At 47.2% G+C, this 17339-nt stretch carries 14 protein-coding genes; 8 read left to right on the top strand and 6 right to left on the bottom strand.

Annotation, left to right across the window (positions count from 1 at the left end; all coding sequences use genetic code 11):
* The 3 genes from DKW60_RS20490 to DKW60_RS20480 form a co-directional block, all read left to right on the top strand.
* A partial coding sequence (locus tag DKW60_RS20490; protein WP_109839528.1) for a DUF1800 family protein occupies positions 1-2118 on the top strand: 2118 nt, incomplete at its 5' end.
* A 9-nt stretch (positions 2119-2127) separates the two neighbouring features.
* Positions 2128-3771 carry a DUF1501 domain-containing protein gene (locus tag DKW60_RS20485; protein ID WP_146203536.1) on the top strand — a complete coding sequence of 548 codons (1644 nt, stop codon included), beginning with the start codon at positions 2128-2130 and terminating at the stop codon, positions 3769-3771.
* 203 nt (positions 3772-3974) lie between these two features.
* Positions 3975-4847: a hypothetical protein gene (locus tag DKW60_RS20480; protein ID WP_109839527.1), complete on the top strand. Its 873-nt coding sequence runs from the start codon at positions 3975-3977 to the stop codon at positions 4845-4847.
* On the opposite strand, the gene paaI is transcribed toward DKW60_RS20480, so the two are convergent.
* Positions 4844-5269 carry a hydroxyphenylacetyl-CoA thioesterase PaaI gene (gene paaI, locus DKW60_RS20475; RefSeq protein WP_109839526.1) on the bottom strand — a complete coding sequence of 142 codons (426 nt, stop codon included), beginning with the start codon at positions 5267-5269 and terminating at the stop codon, positions 4844-4846. The genes DKW60_RS20480 and paaI overlap by 4 nt on opposite strands.
* Before the next feature lie 267 nt (positions 5270-5536).
* Here paaI and DKW60_RS20470 point away from each other — a divergent pair, with 267 nt between their 5' ends.
* Positions 5537-6094 carry a GNAT family N-acetyltransferase gene (locus tag DKW60_RS20470; protein ID WP_109839525.1) on the top strand — a complete coding sequence of 186 codons (558 nt, stop codon included), beginning with the start codon at positions 5537-5539 and terminating at the stop codon, positions 6092-6094.
* Positions 6095-6195: 101 nt separating this feature from the next.
* On the opposite strand, the gene DKW60_RS20465 is transcribed toward DKW60_RS20470, so the two are convergent.
* Genes DKW60_RS20465 through DKW60_RS20455 form a run of 3 tightly spaced genes read right to left on the bottom strand, consistent with a single transcriptional unit; the run spans position 6196 to position 12052 of the window.
* Positions 6196-7740, bottom strand: a complete 1545-nt coding sequence (locus DKW60_RS20465) for an ATP-binding protein (protein WP_109839524.1) — start codon at positions 7738-7740, stop codon at positions 6196-6198.
* A gap of 52 nt (positions 7741-7792) precedes the next feature.
* The gene (locus DKW60_RS20460) at positions 7793-10942 is read right to left on the bottom strand and encodes an efflux RND transporter permease subunit (RefSeq protein WP_109839523.1); all 3150 of its coding nucleotides are present in this window, start codon (positions 10940-10942) and stop codon (positions 7793-7795) included.
* Positions 10943-10954: 12 nt separating this feature from the next.
* Entirely contained in the window at positions 10955-12052 is a 1098-nt protein-coding gene (locus DKW60_RS20455) for an efflux RND transporter periplasmic adaptor subunit (RefSeq protein WP_181389818.1), read from the bottom strand.
* Positions 12053-12232: 180 nt separating this feature from the next.
* Between DKW60_RS20455 and DKW60_RS20450 the strand changes: the two genes are divergently transcribed.
* From DKW60_RS20450 to aroQ, 4 genes are all read left to right on the top strand, one after another.
* On the top strand, positions 12233-12856 hold the full coding sequence (locus DKW60_RS20450; protein ID WP_109839521.1) for a TetR/AcrR family transcriptional regulator: 624 nt from the start codon (positions 12233-12235) through the stop codon (positions 12854-12856).
* A gap of 80 nt (positions 12857-12936) precedes the next feature.
* Positions 12937-13629, top strand: a complete 693-nt coding sequence (locus tag DKW60_RS20445; RefSeq protein WP_109839520.1) for a polyamine aminopropyltransferase — start codon at positions 12937-12939, stop codon at positions 13627-13629.
* A 1-nt stretch (position 13630) separates the two neighbouring features.
* Positions 13631-14872, top strand: a complete 1242-nt coding sequence (locus DKW60_RS20440; protein ID WP_109839519.1) for an NAD(P)/FAD-dependent oxidoreductase — start codon at positions 13631-13633, stop codon at positions 14870-14872.
* A gap of 33 nt (positions 14873-14905) precedes the next feature.
* Positions 14906-15361, top strand: a complete 456-nt coding sequence (gene aroQ, locus DKW60_RS20435; RefSeq protein ID WP_109839518.1) for a type II 3-dehydroquinate dehydratase — start codon at positions 14906-14908, stop codon at positions 15359-15361.
* Positions 15362-15405: 44 nt separating this feature from the next.
* Here the strand turns inward: aroQ and DKW60_RS20430 are convergent, their stop codons facing one another.
* Positions 15406-15990, bottom strand: a complete 585-nt coding sequence (locus DKW60_RS20430; RefSeq protein WP_109839517.1) for a dimethylamine monooxygenase subunit DmmA family protein — start codon at positions 15988-15990, stop codon at positions 15406-15408.
* A gap of 228 nt (positions 15991-16218) precedes the next feature.
* Positions 16219-17322, bottom strand: coding sequence for a DUF1513 domain-containing protein (locus DKW60_RS20425; RefSeq protein ID WP_109839516.1), 1104 nt, complete (start codon positions 17320-17322; stop codon positions 16219-16221).
* Between the last annotated feature and the right edge of the window lie 17 nt (positions 17323-17339).

Here is a 17339-nt window from a genome sequence, read left to right as displayed (position 1 = left end):
GAGCCAGAGCCAGAGCCAGAAATTTCGGATGCTGATGGGGATGGGGTTGCGGATGAAGCGGACAATTGCCCCACAATTGCCAATCCGGATCAAGCTAATTCAGACACGGACTCACTAGGAAACGCCTGTGATGCTGATGACGATAACGACGGCATCAGCGATTTGGATGAGCAGCAAAATTACACCAATCCGCTAAGGGCAGACTCCGATGGGGATGGCGTGAATGATGCGGAGGATCAATTCCCGATTGATGCCTCGAAAGTTTTAACACTAAAAGACGCACATCGTTTGTTGCTGCAAACCACCTTCGGGCCGACGAAAAGTGACCAAGATGAAGTACAGCGCATTGGTGTCGAACGCTGGTTGGATCAACAATTTAATGCGCCCTCTGCTTATGATGACCCAGATGATAATCACCAAACACACCTGCAACGCACCATAGAAATCGCTCAGGCCGCAGAGCCCTCAATCAATTGGTATGAGACTGCGGTTTTTAATAGCCCGATTGCTGACTTTAGTGTTGATGAATACCAAATGGCGGCATGGTGGGAGAATGCAATTGGGCTGCATCCACAAAATACCGAACATGGTACTGACCAACTTCGTCAACGTATGGCGTATGCGCTGAGTCAGATATTGGTGGTGTCTGCGTTTGAACCGCCGCTGTTTCGTCGTGGCGAAGCGCTTGCGCATTACTACGATATTCTTGCGCGTCACGCCTTTGGTAATTACCGTGATTTGCTCGGTGAAATTGCCCGAAATCCGGCGATGGGTGTGTATTTATCTCATCAGGGAAATCGAAAAACAGACCTCAGCAAGGGTGTCACTCCGGATGAAAACTTTGCACGGGAGTTAATGCAATTATTCACGCTCGGGCTTTATGAATTAAATCTGGATGGATCTGCAAATCGCGACGGCAATCCGAACACTTACCCGGACGCGGGCGAGGCATTAATTCCTACGTATACCGAAACGGATATCACTGAATTGTCCAAGGTCATGACCGGATGGGACTTGGTAGGCAATGAACGCTTCGGGATAAATTACCCATCGCAAGGAGACTACACGCAGGCAATGGAATTCACTGCTAGCGAGCATGAGGATGAAGTCGCTATTGGTGGCGATGGTTCGGTCAGCTTGTTAGGTCAATCCTTTGCGTTGGATGCAGGTGATGATGGCAGTGGAATGGATGCTGCACTTGATGTGTTATTCAACCATCCCAATGTCGCACCTCATATCAGCAAGCACTTGATTATGCGCTTTGTCACCTCTAACCCATCCGGTGACTACATCGCTCGCGTTGCAGCAGTTTTTGCCAATAATGGCAGCAATGTTCGGGGTGATTTAAAGGCAGTATTACGGGCCGTGTTGACCGATGAGGAGGCAAGAAATAGTGATCTGATCGGGCCAGATTCCGGGAAAATAAAAGAGCCATTAATAGCCGTGTCACAGCTGCTGAGAGTATTGGGAGCGGTACCAATGAATGGGTGGCTGTCGCAAGATGACGTCACCAGAATGAGTGGCGTCTATTGGTATAAAGCGCCACAAGAAGACTTAGGGCAGGCTGCATTGCGCTCACCGTCGGTGTTTAACTTTTACTCGCCAGATTACACCCCGAGCAATAGCTATTTCACGCAAAATGGTTTAGTCAGCCCAGAGATGAAATTGCTGACCGATCAAAACTTATTGGAGTTCAGTAATCTGGTCTTTCTGGCAACATATTCCTTTGAAAAATACCGCATTGAGGCTGTTGAATCCCAAACGCTTCAGCAGTACGCCGCAGATAAAAGTCACGGTTATAAATTCATTATGCAAACCAGTCTTGAGGAGTTGATAGCACTAATGACCAGTGCTGCCGGTGGTGATCTGGATAATCTCGAACCTAGCTGGGAGCCATCTCGTCCTTACAAAACTGCGGCGGTCAATGTAGCTATCGATTACTTTGATGAGCGACTGCTCGGTGGAGAAATGCCAGCCGAAGTGCGTGCGGCCATGTTCGAGTATCTCATGGATTCTGCTGACACCAATCATGGTTCTGCCATCAGAGAGGCGCAGATGATGGCAAAAGATACTGTCCGTATGATCGCTACTTCAAGCATTTACATGGTTCAAAAATAAGGAAACATCATGTCTACACATTATAAAAAACAACGTCGTGATTTTCTGAAAACACTACTGGCGGGCAGTGCCTCAGGCGCACTTGGCTCATTAGGGCAGTTAGCGCTGATGCGTGAGGCAACCGCTGCCGCTCCGGCATTTGGTGATTACAAAGCGCTGGTGTGTGTCTTTTTATATGGCGGCAATGACAGCTTTAATATGTTGATTCCCACCGGGGTCGATAGCAGAACAGGCTATGCAGCGTATGCAGCTGGCCGCAGTGAATTATCGATTGCTAATAATCCGCTGACTTTGCCATCGGGTAATTTAGGGTTTGGTGCTGCCAACCCTTATTATTCCAATGGATTGTCGGGTGAGGCGTATTTAAAAGGCCATTACCCCTTAGCGGAGAGTAATGGTTTTGAGCTGGGTGTGAATGGTGTTATGCCAGAGCTGGCGCGATTGATTCAAAACAATAAAGCCTCTGTTCTGGCCAATATTGGAAATCTGGTTGAGCCTGTCAGTAAGTCTCAGATCAACGATGAGTCTGCCAATTTACCCTTGTTTTTATTCGCTCATAATCACCAGCAACGCGCGCTGCAAACCGGGCAGGGTGATAATCTCGATGATATCGGTTGGGCGGGTAAAATCGCGGACAACTGGGCAGGTATCAATAATGGCTCACCGCTGGGTTTGAATATCTCCTATGCCGGGAATGACAGAATGCTGATCGGGCGGGATACATCCCCCATCGTTGCCAGCTCCGGTGATTTGCCTGAGATTTACGATATGAAAAAAGGTGCATACGAAAGTCATGATGATCGTCGCGCCTTATTCAAAGCATTGGCGGGTGTATCGAATAATTCACCAACCGGTTACATCAGTTTTGATGCCAGTCGTACTCATCAAAATACTGATCCGTTTGAGCGTTTATTCTCTTCGGCAAGTACCAAGTCACAAAACGTCTTTGACTTATTAAGCACCGCATCCAGTGAGCATTCGCTGACTTATAGCAGTACAGATAGCTATGGGAATGAGCTGTTTTCCGTGCCATCTGCTGCCGATCTTGGGTTCTCCGCTGTCCTCAAAGGTAGCTTTATCAAGCAGATGGAATCCGTAGCGAAAATGATTGATATGGGCGTGAAAGACACCTTCAGGAGCGGTAGTTATAACCGGCAGATCTTCATGGTGAGTTTGGGTAGTTTTGACACCCACAGTGATCAGGCTTCACAGCATCCCTTGTTGCTGCGTGAGCTGAGTCTTGGCATATCCAAATTTCAAACCGCGATGGAAGAGCTGGGCCACTCAAAGAAAGTAACCAGTTTTACCATGTCTGACTTTGGCAGAACATTGGGGAATAATGGTGACGGAACCGACCATGCCTGGGGTGCGCATCACTTGGTCATGGGTGGTGATGGAACGGCTTCAGCGGGTGCACTGAAAGGTGGCCAGATGATCGGAAGCCTGCCGGACGTGCGTATTGAAGGTGATGATGATTACAGTGATAAAGGGCGAATTATTCCAACTATTGCGCAGGATCAATTGAATGCGACCTTGTGCCGATGGTTTGGGGTTGATGATGCGCTGATGCCGACGTTGTTTCCTAATTTGCGGAATTTTGAAGTGGTTTCGGAAGATGTGGATAGTGCTTATTTGGAGAGTTTGTTTGGATGATACGGACAGTGCTGATCTGGATAGCTTGTTTGGATGTTGCGGACAGTGCTTATCTAAAGAGTTTATTTAGGTAGTTTAGTGCTCAACATTCACTCGATGAGTTGGTCAATGATGGTCGGCTATAATTGGAGAAAACGACTGTAATCGTACTCCCCAAGATTAAATGCTAGAGTGAGGTTAACTTCACATGTCAATGAATCACCATGTTAGCTGAATTCAAAAATCTACCGCTATCAAAGTCCGCCAGTGTTGTAGCAGCTATTACGCTTCTGGTGATACTGATTATCGGCGGTTGCAGCACTATCAACCGGTCTGATAAACAAAGCAAAATCGAGAGACCTTGCACCACCCAACTGGAATGCATTGGCCAAAAAATCTATCAAAACGAAACCGGTGGTAATGTTAAGCACTTAATCTTCTGGAGCCCGAATGAGGATTTTGCATCATTAGGCGTAGGGCATTTTATCTGGTACCCACAGAACAAGAGGCTAGGGTTTAAAGAGACCTTTCCTGACCTGATTCGATACTTAAAAGCGAACGGTGCTGATGTACCGGAATGGCTGTCCAAGCAGATTCAAACCGGCTCACTGTGGTCAAGTCGCGAGCAACTGGAACAATCCCGGGAGTCCCGACAGTTTTTGTCATTGCAGCAGCTATTGCTGGATACAACGGACCTGCAAGTATCCTTCTTGTTTGAGCGATTGGAAAACGCTTTACCAGAGATGCTGAAAGCTGCTGATCCTGGAAATCACAACCGTATCACACAACGTTTCAATACCATGAAAGCGAGTCCAAACGGTCTGTATCCATTGGTGGATTATGTGAATTTTAAGGGTGAGGGCACTGCCTTATCGGAGCGCTACGATGGTTTGGGTTGGGGGCTGTTGCAAGTGTTGGAAACAATGCAAGCTGTTCCAGCAGGGCCGCAGGCTTTAAAAGAGTTTTCCCGAGCTGCGGATTTTGTGCTTACCCGCCGCGTTGATAACTCACCTGTTGAAAAGAATGAGGCGCGTTGGTTAGAGGGCTGGCGCGTCCGTGTGAATACCTATGCTGAGGGAACAGCTATCGCACGCTAATCAGCAATAAGTTGTCCTTTAATTTGGTAGGACTTACCGCGAAAGACTGCTATCAGCGTGTCATCAGCTAGCCTTACTTCGACATCATAGACACCCGTGCGACCACTGCGAGAGCGTTCTTGCGCTGTTGCAGTTAATACATCATCCAAACGAGCCGGTGCTAAAAAATCAATTGTGCAACCGGACGCCACCGTGTTCTTATTGGTATTGTTACAAGCATGCGCAAAGGCTGTATCGCAGAGTGTGAAAATCATTCCGCCATGACAAATCCCGTGACCATTACTCATGTCCTCCCGAACCTTCATCTGTAGCACTGCCTTGCCGGGCGTCGTGCTGGCGATTGTGATTCCTAGCATTTGGGCTGCAAAATCCTGCTTGTGAAGTGCTTCGCTGGCGGCGGTGGCAAGTTCTTGGGGCGTCATGTGTTTAGCTCTTATGTGTTGTGATACGGTTTGAAGATTTATCCGTTAAAACCGTATCACAATAGCCTTATTCAAGACAGGGCTTTCAGTTGGAGTGGTAGAATAATTAATAATGAGTAATTTTACTATTTTATGTGCTAATAAAGTGCTATGTTTTTGCGTGAAAAGTGGTTTTAACTACTTAGAAAACAAAAACATAAGACTCGCGATATATTAAAAAAGATCTTAGATCTTCTTAATTCATTGTCAGATTTCAAGGAGAACAAAGTGCAATTCCCGGAGTTCGACACGCAACGCTTAAAGTTGACGATGTTAAATAAGAGTGATGCTGAAGCTATATTTAAATTATTCTCTGACGACCTAGTTGTCGAATACTACGATCTGGAAGCATTTACGGATCTGTCTCAAGCAGTAAAAATATTAAACACCTTTGAGACTCGGTATAAAAATAAACAGGGTATACGCTGGGCTATTCGTTTAAAAAACACCAATCAATTGATCGGAACCTGTGGGCTTAATGCCTGGAGTCCTGCAATGAAAAGTGCAGTCATAGGTTACGATTTGCTGCCTGAGTTTTGGGGTAGGGGCTATATGACTGAAGCGGTTCGACGAGTAATCAAGGCCGCTTTTTCAGGAGAACTATCTTGTGGGGAACTTAATCGAATTCAAGCTGATACGGTTCCCGGTAACGATGCGTCAGAGTCTGTACTTCGTCGACTTGGGTTTAAAGAGGAAGGCTTGAGACGGCAAAGCGGCTACTGGAAAAATCGATTTCATGATCTGAAGTGTTTTGGTTTGATTCGGTCAGAGTTTCATGAGTTATAACAAATTACCAAATCCCGCCTTGTATAGAGCCTGTAAATCTAACTGTGTAAATGCCATTTAGGATTTACTGGTAGTTCGTTAGTCTATCCTTGTACGCGGGCTTAAACCTGCTCCGTTTCAAACCCAACAATGTTGCGATCATCCTTGCTAAACTCCACGCCAATCAAATGAATCGGCTGCTCCAAATCACGATATTTATCCGCATATTGCTTGTCTTTAATCTGTTGCAAGGCTTTGCCTTCAGGAGTTAATTCCACCACTTTAAATTCAAATAAGTAGACTTGCTGATTGAACTTCAGAGTCATATCCAAGCGTCCATGATTGGTGCAGTCTTCAACGGTTACGTCCAATCCCAAGGCGGCAAAGTAAGAGTAAAATACGCTGGAATAGAAGCCTTCAAAACTTTGAATATTATTGCTGGTATACCAGTGGTGAGGAATGCTGGCGAAGAATGCATGAAAGATGTTTTTCAGCGCATCGAAGTCATTAATCAATAACGCTTTGTAGAGTCGACCGCTTTGCATGGCCTGCTCAGATGGATTTTGTACCATTGCAGACAACAGGCTTTCATTTAGACTTTTATAGACCTCACGGTTGGGGTAACCCAGCGTATAAAAGGTTGTGTCGCCTAGTCGCTCAGTGGATTTAATCGTCAGGTAGCCAGTTTGAAAGAGTAGTGCTTCAGTCACGATTTGCCCAACATCAAAGCTGGATAACATTGCGCTACTACTGAACATATTTTCCAGTTGCAGCGTTTTTACTTGACGCTCAAGCAGCGTGTCCACTAAAAACGTTGGTGTGCCAGTTTCAAACCAGTAGTTTTCAAATGCACGGTTATCAAATAGCTGCAGGATATCAAATGGATTATAAACGCCATCGCCCAGCCAGTTATAGCCATTGTACCAGTCGCGGATTTCCTGACGATTCAGTCCTTCCAGTTCAGCTTCAAAAACAGTATCGATGTCGTTATCCGTGTAACCACAAAGCGTTGAATAGCGGTGATCCAGTGTAATGTCTTTTAAATTATTCAAGCCTGAAAACAGGCTGACTTTGGAGAACTTACTCACACCTGTTAAAAAGGTAAACCGGATGTGCGCATCGTGGTCTTTGATCGTGCCGTAAAACCCGCGCAGGAAATCCCGGTTTTTACGGGCAAGTTCAGGGTCTTGTAGGGTGTCTAGAATGGGTTTGTCATACTCGTCAATTAGGATGACAACAGGTAGGCCAGTTTGTTGGTGCAAGTGACGGATCAAATACTGAAAGCGTTCAGGACAAGTTTCATAGCCAGACTCTGATACTGCTTCAGCCTCAAGCTTGTCCAGTTGTGCCATTAAGTTTTGGTGTAAATAGTCAGGATCAGTAAAATTACCACTCCCGAAGCTGAAGCGCAGCACAGGGTATTTTACCGACCAGTCCCATTGGTCATAGATTGCTAAACCCTGAAAAAGTGGTTCATTGGCTTCAAATAACTCTTTAAGAGTATCTAAAAACAGACTTTTTCCGAAACGACGTGGGCGAGAGAGGAAGTAATGTTTTCCTTCATCTAGCAGATTCATTGCTAGAGCAGTCTTGTCCACATAATAATAGTCATTAACCCGAATTTCGTGGAAGTTTTGAATACCAATGGGTAATTTACGTCGTTTCATAATGTGTCAAAGTGCAAGTGACTAGAAGCTCAAGTTTAGCACGAAAAAACGATTAGCTTTGTTTAGCCAATTTCTTTGCCATCTTAGCTTCAGCCTTAATACGCTTCTTCTCCGCCTTCGCCTCATCCTTGGCAATCCGCGCCGGAGAGCGATATTTCACCCGATAAAACAGCGCAAATAACACAGGCACCATAATCAGCGTCAACACCGTGGCGAAGCCCAAACCAAACATAATAGATACTGCCATCGGCCTAAAGAAAACATCCGGCAGCAAAGGAATCATACCCAGTACCGTGGTGATCATTGCCATAGTCACCGGCCGCATACGACTCACTGCGGCTTGCTCAATCGCCTGAATCCAGGGCATGTCTTCTTCGTCATTGAGCAGTTTGATTTCCTCAACCAATACGATGCCGTTTTTGATTAACATACCGCTCAGGCTCAGCACCGCTAGCATTGCCGTAAAGCTAAATGGAGTATTCATCACGAGTAAGCCTGTGCTCACACCAATGATCGCCAGCGGAACCGTAATCCAAATCACCAAAGTCTGGCGAAGTGAGTTAAACATAAAGACGGTAATTACCACCATTAACAAGGCACCCAATGGCACGTAGGCAAACACGGCTTTATTGGCTTTTTGCTGCGCCTCAAACTCACCACCCCATTGTAAGGAGTAGCCGGGCTCTAAAGGAATCGCTTCAAATGCAGGGCGAATTTTCCCAAGCAGTTCGGTCGGATTACTCCCTCTGTCGGTATCTGGGCCTGCTAGTACGGAGAGTGTGCGTTTGCGATCGCGGCGTTTAATCAGAGGATCTTCCCACACTACATCGATACGGTCGGTGATTTGTTCGATACTTACATAAGCCTGCTTGGCAGGACTAAACACCTGAATATTTTGCAGCTGTTCAACCGTACCTCGCTCTGATTCTGGTGAGCGAATCACAATAGGCAGGACCGTTGAGCCTTCACGATACAAGCCGATACTCAGGCCGTTAACATTCAAAGCGATGGCGTTATCCAGGTCCGATTTACTAATGCCTAAACGACGCGCTTCTTCATCATTAAACACGGGTCGGATTACTTTGCTGCGTTCACGCCAGTCTTGTTGCACATTGATGGCATCAGGCTCGTTTCGTAATATAGCCAGACCTTGCTCGCCAAGATCACGCAGTACTTTCGGGTCAGGGCCAATAAAGCGTGCTTCGATTTTTGCTTTGGTGGCAGGGCCAATCGCCATGCGTCCAAATTTCACAAAGGCTTGGGGATACTCATCCTGAGTGTATTGCCGCAGTCGTTTTATCAGCGGCGCGATGTCATCAAAGGTTTTGGTGCTAATGATTAGCTGGGCATAGCTGGGTGCGTTAAACTCAACCGCATAAGTGAGCATAAAACGATCAGCACCGCGGCCGATGGTCGTTGTGACGTTCTCAACGCTGTCGATGTCTTTAATGTAGTTTTCGAGCTTGTTGGCATCGGCCTCAGTAGCGCGAATGTCAGTCCCTTCGGGTAGCCAGTAATCCACAATAAACATCGGTAGCGGACTGTCGGGGAAGAATGCCTGACGCACCTGACCAAAGCCAATCACTGAGCCAACAAACATGGCCATAATCAAGACAACGGTCAACCAGCGAAACCGCAGACAAAAACGCACAAGACCCCGGTAGAGACGGTAGAAAATACCTTTATACGGATCAACGTCTTCTTCATCTTGCTTGCTACCAATTTCCTCTTTAAACATCAGATAACAGAGGAAAGGTGTGATGGTGATCGCCAGTATCCAACTCAGAAACAGTGAAATCAGCAGTACCCAAAACAGGCTGCCGGTGTATTCACCACTGGCATCGGGCGATAAGCCGATGGGTGCGAAAGCGGTGATGGCAATAATGGTCGCGCCAAGCAACGGCCAGGTAGTGTTTTTAACAATGCGATTGGCTGCCTGAATACGGGTCAGGCCATTATGCAGGCCAATCATTATCCCCTCGGTAATCACGATGGCATTATCCACCAGCATTCCCAGCGCGATTATTAAGGCACCGAGCGATATCCGGTGCAGCTCAATACCGGCTATATTCATCACGATAAAAGTGCCGGCAATGGTTAGTAGCAATACAAAGCTCATGAGAATACCGGGACGTACCCCCATGGCGATCAGCAGTACCACGATAACAATACCAATAGACTGCGCGAGACCCACGACGAAGTCAGCCACAGACGCCTCGACGCGACTCGGCTGGTCGTAAATCACGCCCACTTCAATCCCAACCGGACGCATATATTCCAGTTCATCCATGCGGTCACGAACTGCTTTACCCACTTCCACCACATTCACGCCAGAGGAAAAAGAGATACCAAGGGTTAACGCATTTTGGCCATTGAAGTGATAGATGTGACTGGCAGGCTCACGGTAGTCGAGTTTTAACTCTGCGATATCTGTGAGATAAACCAGCTGATTGCCATTACGCCCGACCACTAGGTTACGAATATCATTGATATTGGAAACCGTGCCCGTCGGTTTGATGCGGATATATTCGGTGCCGACGCGAATATTACCTGCATTGGTCACCAGACTTTGTGTGCTGAGCAGGGATTGCAAACTGGTCGCAGATAAGCCCAGTGCATTCATTTGTGCGCGGTTGATTTCGATGGTGAGTTGGCGCGAGCGTGTACCGCCGACACTGACTTTTCCGACACCGTCTACCAGCACCAATTCACGGCGCAGGTAATCAACATAGTTTTCCAGATCGTTATAGGCATAGCCTTCGCCGGTCACAGCCATGAAGTAGCCGTACACATCGCCGAAGTCGTCATTGATAATCGGTGAGACAACACCGGGAGGGAGGTTGCCTTCCAGATCCCGAATCTTGCGGCGCATCTCATCCCAAATCTGCGCCAGATCATCTTTGCGGTAGGTACTTTTCATCTCTACCATAATCTGCGACAAACCGCCCATGGTGGTGGAGGTGACATTGTCCAGATAGGGGAGTTGCTGAAGTGCATTTTCAATCGGTAGGGTCACTTCCTCCTCAACCTCTTGTGCAGAGGCACCGGGGTATTGTGTGACGACAACCGCTTGTTTAATGGTGAAGTTGGGGTCTTCCAGTCGGCCTAAACCCTGAAACGAGATATAGCCACCAATAATCAGCAGCACAACAACCATCCAGCTAACCGTTTTTTGACGGATAGCGCTTTCTGCAACGTTCATGTTGATACTCCGTCAGAGGCCGCGTTCTTTTTGGTAAATCCGGATTTTCTGCCCTTCTCTCAGGTGACTGACACCTGCGGCAATAATGCGATCTGCAGGGGTTAAGCCCTGACTAACCATGATCATATTGTTGCTAATGCCCGATGTGGTGACGGGGTGTTTGTGCAGTGTCAGGTCTTCGTTTAAGCGCCATACATAGCGTTGATCATTTTGGTCAAACACGGATTCCACAGGAATGAGCATAATATTGTTGCTAATGCTCTTACTGATCTTGGAAAGATCAATCGAAATAGTCGCGCTCATCCCCGCTAATACGGTGATTTGCTCAGGGTTTTGCAGGCTAAACAGCACCGGATAGGTACGGGTTAATGTATCCGGTACTAGGTCGTGTTCTTTATAACAGGCTTGATAGCTGTCAGTGCCGGTACCAAAACTGACGGTACCGCACAGGCTGCGGTAGTTGTCTATTTTACGCAACTGGGTAAACACGGATTCAGGGACATCAAAGCGGATACCGACATCGCCACTACGCTGAATTTGAACGATGGTTTGTTGTGGTTGTATGAACTGAAAATTCTCAACACTGACATGAGAAACGACACCACTGAAGGGTGCGCGTAATGCGGTGTAACGCAGATTGTCATTGGCTTGTTTGACGCTGGCTTCGGCACTTCTCAGGCTGGCACGGTACTGATCCAGCTCAGCTTTTGAGGCATATTTTTTCTGAAACAGGGTGTAGGTTTGTTGGTACTGAGTCGTTGCTAAGTCCAGCTTTGCTTTACGATCAACGAGTGTGTTTCTGAAGTCATTGGTATCCAGCTGTGCCAGTAATTGGCCTTTTTTGACTTGCTGCCCGGACTTCACGGTTAATTGGGTTAATTGTCCCGCTACCCGAAATGCCAGATCAGTTTGGTCACTGGCTTCGACAATGGCAGGGAAGGTACGCACCTTGCTGCCGGCATTAGGAATTGGTTGAGTGACTAATGCCTGACGGATTATTTCTGGTGCTTCGGTTTGTTCCGCTGCTGTGCTATCGAGTTGGCAAGCTTGTAGCAGGGGAATCAGGAGAAACACCATTAATAGTCGATAAAGTGGAGTCTGTGCATTCATTAGTATTGCTCTAAGAGAAGTATTAACCATCATTCAGGAGATTATACATACGTGTATGTATGTTATCTAGTATGATTTGGTATAATGATAATTGGGAAGATATTTCTTGGTCTAGTAACGTCCGATCAAGTAACAGTCCGTTAAACAATTTAAGTGAAACCAGAGTGAGTGATCCGACGGATGGCACGTAAAAACGCAGAAGAAAAGCAAGAGACCTATCGCAAGCTATTAGCATCTGCTTCCACCTTGTTTTTGGAGAAGGGCGTTGCGACGACGACACTAAATGAAATTGCGCAGCACGCAGGTATGACACGTGGTGCAGTGTATTGGCACTTCGAAAATAAGTACGCCATTATCATGGCATTGTGGGAGGAAGGCGCAGGTGCGGTGCATAAGGACTTTATGACGGCGCTGAAGAATTTAGGTGACGCGGGAACCGCTGCTGGCTTTCATGAGGTCGCACATTCTGTACTAAGGCAAGTGCTTGATGATCCCGCTTACAGTCGCTCATTGCGTATCCTGATGCATTGTGTGGAATTTAGCGATGTGCAAACTCCTCTGAATGAATTTCTCATGCAAAAGCAACAGGACTATGTGGATGGACTGACGTCTGCCTTTAAACAAGTACGTCAGATGGGTGGGGTAAGGAGTGAGTTAAGTGATCGCACCTTGGCGAGTGGCTTGCTCAGTTTCTTATTCGGAATGATTCATCATCATCTTGAGCCGTGTGGTCATATTAATTTGCCACGTGACGGTGCAGCCTTGTTGGATATTTATCTGAATGGCGTACTGGTTTATGAATAATATTCGAACGCTCCGACTGAGTGCATACAGGGCTACTAGCGTGATATGCTAACCCCTTTTTTTATGCGGATACTGCGAACATGGATGAAGCAAAGTTACTTGGCTCCGCTGAGTTGCCCCGCCAACAAGGTAAGTTGCACCTTTTTTCACTTGGAAAATCATTTCGCTTAACAACAGACTCAGCACAGTCAGCCAGCTGGATGAGTTCAGAGTCTGCTCCCTCCCGACAATCTTTAGCCCAAATTCCTGCCAAAATCCTGAGTAAACGCCGCCAACCTAAAGTGTTAATAGGCGGACTGGGCCTGGGGTATACACTGGTTGAATGCCTTAAACAGTTTAACTTGCAGGCCAGTATCGAGGTGACGGAGTGGTTGCCTGAAGTGAGGGAGTGGCATCAGGAAGGTGTACTCGGCGAAGCAATGGGATTTCCGGTCAAGGATGAACGGGTCACATTGAATGAGCTGGACATTGCCCGAGTGCTTCGCTCCAAAAAAGGCCGCTATGATGCAATCTTACTGGACACTGATAACGGACCGGAAGATTTATTGTTCAAAGAGAATGATTGGCTCTATACCTTTGCCGGTTTGAGTGCGTGTTTTGAGGCATTGGAGCCAATGGGCGTGTTAGCCATCTGGGCGCCATTGCCTAGCGATACACTAAAGGGTAAATTAGTACGTGCCGGATTTATGGTCGAGCAAATGACGGTACCGGCGAGTGAAAAGGGCAATCGACAACACACTATTTGGATAGCGGAAAAACTACAGCAGGATTAACATGCAAAAACGGGTTTGCGTATTGGGGGCTGGCTCTGTTGGTATTTCAACGGCGCTTCATTTGTTATTAAAAGGTTGGAAGGTAACCTTAATTGATGCAAAAGAGCCAGCAAGTGAGACCTCCTTTGGTAATGCAGGAGTCATTACGGATGGCTCAATTATCCCCTTAAATAACCCGGATATGTTCAAGTCTTTACCGGCTTACCTGAGTAATCTGCATCCCGCTGTCCGTTACAATGTGATGCACTGCCTTCGCAGTTATTCATGGATGATCAAATTTCTTCAACAAGGTTGGGAAAGGTACGCGACTCAAAATGCCTCTGACCTGCAGAGCTTGCTATCGATCGCCGCTGAAGAACATCAATATTTTATGAAGTTGGCCGGTAACGCGAACCGTTACTCTGAGACAGGCTGGCTTCAGGTTTTCCGCGAAGATTATCCCAATCTAGCACTCGATTTTAGTTGTCGTACTCTGGCTTTACATGAGGTTGATTTCACCGAGTTAGATGTAAATGAACTACGCGAGCTAGAACCCAGTTTGCGTCCTATCTTTGCCAGTGGTTTGTGGTTAAAGAGCGGTGGCTCGGTAAATAACCCTGCGGCCTTGCTGCGTGAGTATGCCAACTACTTCATCAATGCCGGAGGTCAGTTTCATCAACAAAAAATTCAGGCAATTACTGAGGCGGATGAGGGGTATCTGGTGCAGTGTGTTGATGAGGTGATCCAGACCGATGCCGTGGTTGTCGCCATGGGGCCGTGGTCGCGTGAAATACTCGAACCGTTAGGTTATAAGATTCCGTTGTCTTTTGAGCGTGGATATCATCTGAACTTGCAACTAAGTGACGGTGCCACACTGTCTCGCTCGGTCTATGATGTCGATGGCGCCTATGTAATGACGCCCATGGAAAATGGTCTGCGGGTGACTTGTGGTGTTGAGCTTAACCAGCGCGATGCTGAAGCAAACCACGCACAGATTGAATTGGTAGCAGAGCGGATTGTCGAGGCGATTGCTTTAGACGACGCCGCAGGTGCCGAGCCGTGGTGTGGTTCCAGACCGAGTTTGCCGGACTCTAAACCCATTATTGGCCCCGCAGCGCATCATCCTGATCTTTGGTTGGCATTTGGTCATGGCCACTTGGGTCTGAACTCCGGCCCGATTACCGGTAAGCTCATCGCTCAGGCAATGAGTGGAGACACAACTGATATCGATTTAACCCCGTTTAGCGCAAGCCGTTTTCATTAACCACCGTATCCTAACAGTCCACTTGGAGTGATCATGAAATCTATTCTTATTCTCAATGGCCCAAACCTGAATTTATTGGGCATTCGTGAGCCGACCCAGTACGGTAATCAAACACTGGCGGACGTGGAGGATATGTGTCGTGCAGCAGGCGAGCGTTTGGGGGTGAGTGTTGATTGCCTGCAGAGTAATCATGAAGGCGAATTGATTGATGCGATTCACAAGGCACGTGAAGGTGTTCTGGATGGGAGTGTTTTAGGGATTGTGTTTAATGCCGGTGCTTACACGCATACGTCGGTGGCACTGCATGATGCAATTAAAGGCACGGATGTCCCGGTGATTGAAGTGCATATTTCGAATGTGCACGCACGCGAATCATTCCGTCATCACTCCTACATCTCTCCTGCGGCTGCCGGTATTATCGTTGGCTTAGGTGTCGATGGTTATGTGCTAGGCATGGAAGCCTTAGTCAGGCGCGCTACACAAGCGTAGGTTCGACGTACACAAGCCATTCAAATAAACCGGGACATCACGCTTTAAAACAGCTGTTTCTTGGGGGTAATGGTTTTAATCGTCTTCTGCGGTTTGTTGCTGAGTCGTATACCAGAAGCCGCATATGCACCATGCATTTCAGAAAACTGATCCTGAACTTCAAGCTGACGCTGGCAACCAGAGCAGGTGACGAGGATATCGCTGATATTATCCATAATGGTGAAACAGTGCGTGCAGATAATTCGGCGAAGGTCTGAGATTGGTTCCAGCAGGTGTATTTTGCTTTTCTCTATGCCAGCCTTTAATACTCTTTGGTGAACTGACCATAAAAAGCTTTCTGTGCCGGCGATGTAGACGGCTACATTCTTTGAATTTGCCAGTATAAAAGCATCTGTGTAGCTAATGGTTTTGCTGCGGGGGATTAGCTCATAAGCTGCTGTGGTGACCGGTGAGATATCCAGATCGGTGACGACCAGCGACTTTCTCAGCGTCAAATCAATATCATTGAATAGTGGTTTGAGGAGCGGTAATGCGGCTTCTTCTGCTATAAACAGATAGTGACTGACATTGGTGTCAGGGGTCGCGCTTTCATATTTGGGTCGCAAGTGGTGTGTCATCGGTGATGTCATCGCATTTTCCTTTGGCTATTTATTTTTGGGTTATTACCAGTATCACTAATTACTTAGCAATCACCGTGCCAGATGATGATATTTGTTTGATAACAATAGCTTAGGTTTTAGGTGTGCCGATAAGACTGTAGACACCTGATGGAAAGATGCACGACGGTGGCGGAATTGATGGCAAGATTGCTTCAAAGTGGTGCTGATTGTTATTGGCACCGACCGTCATGTAATGTGTTAAGCAATGACCAGATGATTATCCCAGGCGGTATCTGCATCCGTGAAAAGCGTTTGTGTTGTAACGCGACCATGCTGCAAATGAACTGCCGTCAAGTCTCCCTTAGCCGCCGAAACAATAAACTGCTGTTTCCCGGCTAAATACTGAACGCCACTCGGTTCGCTTAGTTCAACTTCCTGTATCAGTTTTGACGCTTCTATATCCCATAGTGTCAGGCGATTTCCACGGGGTGCGGTGACCGCAAGAACCTGATTCTGCTCATCAAACGCAATGTCTGCCATATAGCCACGAATGGATTGCGTAAGTGGTGCTGGTATAGCGATTTCTTGCAGTGCCTTACCATAGGGTTGCCAAGCCACCAGCGTGTGCGGTTGCTCGCGGTAGGTATCGCCTTGATATTGCGTTGCTATCCCAACATCCCCCCGTTTACTCACTACCAAATGACGAATACTCAACTTATGATCACTTAGTCGGAATTCATCAAGCTTCTTACCGCTTGCGACATCAATGTAAACCAATGACGGCTGCATCGTCTCGATATTGAGTTTGCGACGCCCATAGTCGGGATGCGTTTCAATGCCGCCGTTGGCAACCACCAGTGTTTTACCATCTGGCATGAGGTGAATATCATGCGGTCCAACGCCATAGGTGTCATATTCTCCGATGATCTCAAGCGAAGTGGCGTCGCGTATACCAATCACACCGCGAGCCTCATCGTACTCATTTTCTGTGGTGAATAGCGTCGAGTTGTCTGCTGAAAAACAACCATGACCATAAAAATGTCGGCCCTCAGCAGCATCGATTAAGCGACCATCAGCATTGCCTGTGGTATCGACCAATACACACTGCATTTCAGGACGACGACCAAACGCTAAAACCCGCTGTTGATCAGCGAAGGGCAGGATGTCATGGGCACGAAAGGGAATAGGGTAGTGCTGCGCTGTATTGCTGGTAGACTCCCAAATACTGAGGCGATTTAAGCGCTGACCGCTATCACTCGCCGAATACACTCGGAAGCTATCAGCAGGGTTGGCCAGTGCCTGATGACTCAAGCCCGTTGCCAGTAAGGATGCGCTGAATTTTAAAAAGTCGCGACGTTGCATATTGATCACCTTTTACT

This window comes from Leucothrix pacifica, from assembly GCF_003172875.1.
Lineage (GTDB): Bacteria > Pseudomonadota > Gammaproteobacteria > Thiotrichales > Thiotrichaceae > Leucothrix > Leucothrix pacifica.
Note: the sequence above shows the minus strand (reverse complement) of the source record. Positions and strands in the feature narration are given on the sequence as shown.

What these genes read in the sequence shown, in the direction of transcription:
- DKW60_RS20485 (WP_146203536.1), top strand. Translation starts at nt 2,128, where the DNA reads ATGTCTACACATTATAAAAAACAACGTCGTGATTTTCTGAAAACACTA.
- DKW60_RS20480 (WP_109839527.1), top strand. Translation starts at nt 3,975, where the DNA reads ATGTTAGCTGAATTCAAAAATCTACCGCTATCAAAGTCCGCCAGTGTT.
- paaI (WP_109839526.1), bottom strand. Translation starts at nt 5,269, where the DNA reads ATGACGCCCCAAGAACTTGCCACCGCCGCCAGCGAAGCACTTCACAAG.
- DKW60_RS20465 (WP_109839524.1), bottom strand. Translation starts at nt 7,740, where the DNA reads ATGAAACGACGTAAATTACCCATTGGTATTCAAAACTTCCACGAAATT.
- DKW60_RS20460 (WP_109839523.1), bottom strand. Translation starts at nt 10,942, where the DNA reads ATGAACGTTGCAGAAAGCGCTATCCGTCAAAAAACGGTTAGCTGGATG.
- DKW60_RS20455 (WP_181389818.1), bottom strand. Translation starts at nt 12,052, where the DNA reads ATGAATGCACAGACTCCACTTTATCGACTATTAATGGTGTTTCTCCTG.
- DKW60_RS20450 (WP_109839521.1), top strand. Translation starts at nt 12,233, where the DNA reads ATGGCACGTAAAAACGCAGAAGAAAAGCAAGAGACCTATCGCAAGCTA.
- DKW60_RS20445 (WP_109839520.1), top strand. Translation starts at nt 12,937, where the DNA reads ATGGATGAAGCAAAGTTACTTGGCTCCGCTGAGTTGCCCCGCCAACAA.
- DKW60_RS20440 (WP_109839519.1), top strand. Translation starts at nt 13,631, where the DNA reads ATGCAAAAACGGGTTTGCGTATTGGGGGCTGGCTCTGTTGGTATTTCA.
- aroQ (WP_109839518.1), top strand. Translation starts at nt 14,906, where the DNA reads ATGAAATCTATTCTTATTCTCAATGGCCCAAACCTGAATTTATTGGGC.
- DKW60_RS20430 (WP_109839517.1), bottom strand. Translation starts at nt 15,990, where the DNA reads ATGACATCACCGATGACACACCACTTGCGACCCAAATATGAAAGCGCG.
- DKW60_RS20425 (WP_109839516.1), bottom strand. Translation starts at nt 17,322, where the DNA reads ATGCAACGTCGCGACTTTTTAAAATTCAGCGCATCCTTACTGGCAACG.